6 protein-coding genes are annotated in these 5,207 nt (G+C 61.0%); 2 read left to right on the forward strand and 4 right to left on the reverse strand.

The window, feature by feature from the left end:
• Window positions 1-305: hypothetical protein (locus tag M2368_RS18755; protein ID WP_498724836.1), on the reverse strand; the 305-nt coding region annotated here is incomplete at its 3' end.
• 502 nt (window positions 306-807) lie between these two features.
• On the opposite strand from M2368_RS18755, the gene M2368_RS18760 reads away from it, so the two are divergent.
• Together M2368_RS18760 and M2368_RS18765 are read left to right on the forward strand one after the other, a co-directional pair.
• Window positions 808-1,821: a DUF932 domain-containing protein gene (locus M2368_RS18760; RefSeq protein WP_133835116.1), complete on the forward strand. Its 1,014-nt coding sequence runs from the start codon at window positions 808-810 to the stop codon at window positions 1,819-1,821.
• Between the two features lie 490 nt (window positions 1,822-2,311).
• The gene (locus M2368_RS18765) at window positions 2,312-2,449 is read left to right on the forward strand and encodes a hypothetical protein (RefSeq protein WP_166650887.1); all 138 of its coding nucleotides are present in this window, start codon (window positions 2,312-2,314) and stop codon (window positions 2,447-2,449) included.
• A gap of 152 nt (window positions 2,450-2,601) precedes the next feature.
• Here the strand turns inward: M2368_RS18765 and M2368_RS18770 are convergent, their stop codons facing one another.
• From M2368_RS18770 to M2368_RS18780, 3 genes are all read right to left on the reverse strand, one after another.
• Window positions 2,602-2,844, reverse strand: a complete 243-nt coding sequence (locus tag M2368_RS18770) for a hypothetical protein (RefSeq protein ID WP_133835117.1) — start codon at window positions 2,842-2,844, stop codon at window positions 2,602-2,604.
• A 95-nt stretch (window positions 2,845-2,939) separates the two neighbouring features.
• The gene (locus M2368_RS18775) at window positions 2,940-3,146 is read right to left on the reverse strand and encodes a hypothetical protein (RefSeq protein ID WP_133835118.1); all 207 of its coding nucleotides are present in this window, start codon (window positions 3,144-3,146) and stop codon (window positions 2,940-2,942) included.
• Window positions 3,147-4,015: 869 nt separating this feature from the next.
• Window positions 4,016-4,828: a hypothetical protein gene (locus M2368_RS18780; RefSeq protein WP_133835119.1), complete on the reverse strand. Its 813-nt coding sequence runs from the start codon at window positions 4,826-4,828 to the stop codon at window positions 4,016-4,018.
• Between the last annotated feature and the right edge of the window lie 379 nt (window positions 4,829-5,207).

Below are 5,207 nucleotides of genomic sequence, written 5' to 3' on the forward strand. Positions count from 1 at the left end.
TGGGGGGGCAGCGAGCTAGGGGCCTGGCGGCCCCGCTCCTTCCCAGTGCTGGCGCACTGGGTGCCGCCCTGTCGGGCGCCCTGGTCTCGTCGTGCCTGCGTCGCGTTGTTAGCCTTCGGGCGGTCGCTGACGCGCCGCTTTTCACTGGCCGGGGTGTCGCCACGTCGGGCAGTTGCGGGTGCGCTGGTGGTTGCGAAGAGGGCTTTGGACGAGGTGGGGGTCGCCTCGGTCGCGATGCCTGCTGATGGGCCGGCGGTTGGCCAGCTGGGCTTGACTGCTTCGGCCTGTGCGTTGCTCTGCTTCACTGGAATCCCCTCCCCTGCGTGGCTAGTATGTCTCCGTTGATTTTGTAGATGCTAGAATTCTATCATGTTTCACCATGTCAAACAAGATATTTTCAATCGGTGCTGGTGAAACCACACTATGATCTTACCTATGATATTACATAGTTGTAAACATATGTTGTGCCATATGGGGCTCATTAAGGCTCCCCCTACTGCGCAGCCTTAGGCCCCGCGCGCCCGAGATGCTTCATCCGGGTCTGCCCTGTCGTGATCTGAGGTTGACTTCGGGAGCGCTGGGGCTCTGTCCTGGTAGCTATGCACGCCCGATCAGGGAGGAGCTTGCGCATTCCTGGGCGAGGCTCAAAACGATATTGCGTTGCTGCCCTCAGGGGCTTTCTGGTGGAACTGCTTGTGGGTGTTTAGAGGCCGGAATTTAAATTTAGTAAAGTCTTACTTGATCTAAATATGGTTCTCAGCATATGATGGTTTATGTCAGATCATTTACCCGAGAATCGATAGGCTCATGGCACACGAAATCGAAACCGCAGCAGACGGCCGCGCAGCATTCTTCGCAGCCCGCAAATCCGCATGGCACGCGCTGGGAACCACCACTGTAGAAGCCCAGACAGCCGAGGTAGCCCTCGAACTGGCTTACCTCTCCGGCTGGAACGTACACAAGGCCCCACTGACCGCCACCAGCACCGACTCCGACGGCAACGAGCTCCACTTGCCCGTCAACGGCAAATACGCCACTGTGCGCACCAATCCCTTCAACGGCCAACGCGAGCCCCTGGGCGTCGTCGGCAAGGTCTACCAGCCCATCCAAAACGAGGAACACACCGAGCTGCTCAACCAGCTTGTAGACCAGTCCGGCGCCCACTTCGAAACTGCCGGTTCCCTACGCGGTGGCCGGGAAGTCTTCGTCACCATGAAACTGCCCGAGCACATGCTCGTCGGCGACGTCGACCGCGTCGACCTCTACATCGCAGCAATGAACAGCCACGATGGCTCCGCTCCATTCCGCTTCGTTGTCACCCCAATCCGCGTAGTCTGCGCCAACACCCAACGCGCAGCGCTGAATAACGCGGTCAGCACCTTCTCCATCCGCCATACGCGCAGCGCCAAGAGCAACATCGAAGCAGCCCGCCAAGCCCTCAACCTCGCGTTCAAGTTCCAAGACCAGTTCCAGCTGGCAGCCGAGCAAATGATCCAGCAGACCATGGCAGAAGACCACTTCCTTAAGTACATCGACAAGCTCTTCCCTGCCCCCTCAAAGGATGCCACCACCCGCGTCCACGACACCTACCGCGAGAAGCGCAACACCTTCGACTTCCTCTTCACCGAGGCCAGCACCAACGCCCCTATCCGGGGCACCCGCTGGGCTGGATACCAAGCCGTCACCGAATACATCGACCACTACGCACCAACCCAACGCAACCAGTGGGCCGACAACGAAAACACCGCCCGCGCACTCTCCAGCCTCGGCAAGAACTCCGTCAACCTCAAACACCAAGCATTCGCCCTCGCCAACGCCTAAACACACCACACAAGGCCGGGAAACCACCGTTTCCCGGCCTTAGCCATACCCACAGCACCAAACACCTACCGGCGAGCGCGAGCGAAGCTCTGTGGGTGTTCTGTGGCCTTGCTGGTGTGTGCGGTGGGTCGGGTCTTGGTTCTTGGTGTCTGCTGCAGCGAGGTCGCTGGGCGGTATGTCCCCCAGAGGGTGGCCAGGTCGGGGATCTGCTGCAGGTGTGGTGCCTGCGTGCCTTGGCGGTATGTCTTGGGTACCTCTGCCTGGTGTGCGGGGTGTCGCTCGTGGGGGTGGGTCGGGCGTTGTTTGGCGTGTTGGGTTGTTAGATTTTAAATCTAGAATCTTGGGGTAAATTTATTGGTTTTTCAGGGTTTTCGTGGTTCATCATCTGGTGATTTTCTTGGGTGTGGTTTATCTGGTGGATCTTTTGCTCGGTGTTGCGCCTGGCTGCCCGAGGCCTGGGACATACCGTCCATGATGGGAAGGCGCCGGCGTGCAGCGACCAGGTACCAAGGTGCTGGCTTCCTCGGCGAGCGCCGTCGAAGTGGTAGGTCTTGGGTACCAGGTGGTCGAGGTGCCGGCGTGGAAGGTCGGTGGGGTGGGAGACGTACCGCTGTGGGGCCGTGCCTGAGAAGGATGATGTCTTCCTGGTAGGCCTGGGTGGTGAGGCGCAGGACGTACCGCGGTACCAGTCGATGGCCGTGGACCTGGTTGAGGGATGGCGCCCGCGGCCGGATCTGCTGCAGGATCCCGCGGGGCGGTATGTCCCCTCCCTGGGGGTCTTCAAGGGCTGCGAGTTGCTCTGCTGTCGGTGAGCTTCAGTTGCTGGGCGGTAAACCAGGCAATGAGCGCAGCACTGATGTGCTGGTTTTGCTCACGGGCCAATACGTCGGTGTCCCGGGTACCGCGGTGTGCCGCGGGGCTGGAGGCGAATGCATCCTGAGACTGGGCGCTGAGAGCATCGAGATCGATGAGCAACGGCGGTACGGTGAACCGGCATTCCGCAAGCTGAAGCAGCTTAAACATACCGGCCTTTGAAGTCCTGGCCCTTTGGGTTTTCTGAGGCTGTGATCTTCTGCAGGCGACGTGCCTGGCTTCCTTCAAGGGGACATACCGTCCTGCTAGCTGCCGCCGGCGCCTTTCTCGATGAGCTCGACATCGAAGGACCCTGGGTCGATGCCTTCGATCCAGGCGATGGCCTCCCGGATCGTTTCGGCTGCCTGGTTCAGCTCTGCGACCTGACTGATCGCGGCCGGGACCTGCACGCACTGCAAGGACCACCAGCGGCCATCTGGCTCAGCTTCGACCGTGTACACGGGCTTTCCCAACAGGCACTCCCCTTCCCCGGTGTTCTGGAGCTACACATCAAGCCTACGGCGAGCGCAGATGAGACGAGGCGGTTTGAGTGCGGGACGTACCGTCTTCGGGTGGGGTCTGCTTCTTGGAGCTGCGGGACCTGGGGTATACCGTCGGCGGGCGCAGGTGCGCTGATTGGGTCAGTGCTGGAGGCGCTCGTCGGATATGCTGCAGGCCTGGCTGGTGGTATGTCCCCCCTCCTGGGTCGCTGCAGTAGCCGTGGCCCAGGAGCATGGAGCGTTATTCTTCTCCGGGTTCGGTCCAGTCCAGGGCCGCGGCAAGATGCTCCTCGTGCAGAACTCGGATATAGCCCCCGACGAATGTCCCGCAAGCTGTGGGACATTTGGATCCCACTGCGGCCAGATGACGGCTAAATAGCGCTGGTAGTGCAGGTTGCTGCGTAATAGCCTTGTCTGTCCGGGAGGGACGTACCCCGCCCGCGGGTCGGCGCCCAGGAAGCAGGGGTCGTCCTCAGTCGCCTGGTTCTGCAGTTGAAGGAAGCCAAAGAATGCACCGCCGGAGGCTAGGACCTCATCCATAAGATGCGCCGGCCGGCCCTCGCTGCCGGCGGCCGCGTGATGGTATGTCCCCGCCGTGCCTGGCAGCGCATCATGCCGTCTGCGATTCAAAACCGTGGTGCCTCATCGTCCAGTCCACGGTGAAGACCCCACGGCCTCACTGCGTTAGTTCCTGGTAACGGGTACACGGCGAGCGCAAGGCATGAAGTCAGCGTCCAAGGAGCATGCTCAGAGCTCTGGACCGAGTCCCTGGTCCAGGAAGGGGCTGGCTGGTCCTCGCTGCAGGAGGCCGTGCGATGGTATGTCCCCCAGCCTCCTGCGGGTTAGCTCGTTGGGATCTGGGGCGGGAGAAAAGCGATCTTCTGGGCGTTGTCGAGCGACACATATGGCCCACCAGTGGAGCTTTCCTGGAAGCGGCCTTCTACAATGAAATACCACCCGCTGAAGTCGCTGATACCGGACAGCTTCTTGGCTTGCAGCAGCTCGGCGAGCACCTCTTTGCGGAGTCTGACGGCAGGCTTTTTCTCGCTCGTATAGCCGGTATCTAGGAAGTATCCTTGTGCGTGGTGGACCTGTCCCCAGAGGATCATCGTGGTGCTTCTAAGGGTGAATTCATCGACGTGAACGCAACCATCGGCGATCGTCGTGCGGGTTCGATCGCTCAGCGTCAAAGCCCTTCTGCTGCGGCGGAAATCCGGATCAGTGATCAGCTTGCCCAGCAAAGGCCCGTAGCCTACCGACCCTGCACGCCGCTGCCTGTCAGCGCCTTGATGCCGGTGGGCCCGCCCCGGTGTTCCGGTGGCGCCGGGAGTGTTATCGGTGACCGGCCGGTTCTGGGGCAGAGGATCAAGACGGATGACCAGCTCGTCCGCGGTGTTGGCGATAGCGTTGAATTCTTCGACAGCTCGTTGCAGTTCACTCTGCTCTTCGATCTTCGAACCATACTCGCAACCCGTTGCGTGATGTCCGAAGAACGTCGCGGCTTTTCCGTCCTTGGAGCGCTTACGCCAGTGCATCGGTGCGGCGCACTCCTGGTCAAGGCAGCTCAAATGGTCCCGGTAGTCCCCACGGTCTTGCTCGCGCAGTTCCGTTGCGTCGATCTGTTGGGTACCGTCGAATAAGGCCCAGCGCATCACAGGCTCCTTTCATGTGCCCTTCTCAGAGGGTTTGAGATCAAAACCTACCAGCCACCCCCCACAGAAACACGGATCCAGCACCCCTGCCCGGACCCTGAGACCAGAGCCGCGCCGGAATCACTCTCCCGACCCCGCCCAGCCCAGAAGACCGAAACAGGACCGATAGGCCACTAGTTGAATCTCAGCAAATGCTGACACACGAGATGCACGGCAAGCGCGCCACGGCGAGAAGGCAGGTCCTCTAGCCGAGAGGCAAACAGCTCCGCTGTCTGCCCATGCAACGAGGTGAGCACAAGGTACCGCGCCTGGTCCGCGCTGGAGAACACTGGGCCCTGGGCGTGAGCCAGGTCGAAGAAGGAATTCCCTCACCAGGTGAGCC

Source organism: Arthrobacter sp. JUb119 (assembly GCF_024807995.1).
Classification (GTDB): Bacteria; Actinomycetota; Actinomycetes; order Actinomycetales; family Micrococcaceae; genus Glutamicibacter.

What these genes read in the sequence shown, in the direction of transcription:
- M2368_RS18760 (WP_133835116.1), top strand. Translation starts at nt 808, where the DNA reads ATGGCACACGAAATCGAAACCGCAGCAGACGGCCGCGCAGCATTCTTC.
- M2368_RS18770 (WP_133835117.1), bottom strand. Translation starts at nt 2,844, where the DNA reads ATGTTTAAGCTGCTTCAGCTTGCGGAATGCCGGTTCACCGTACCGCCG.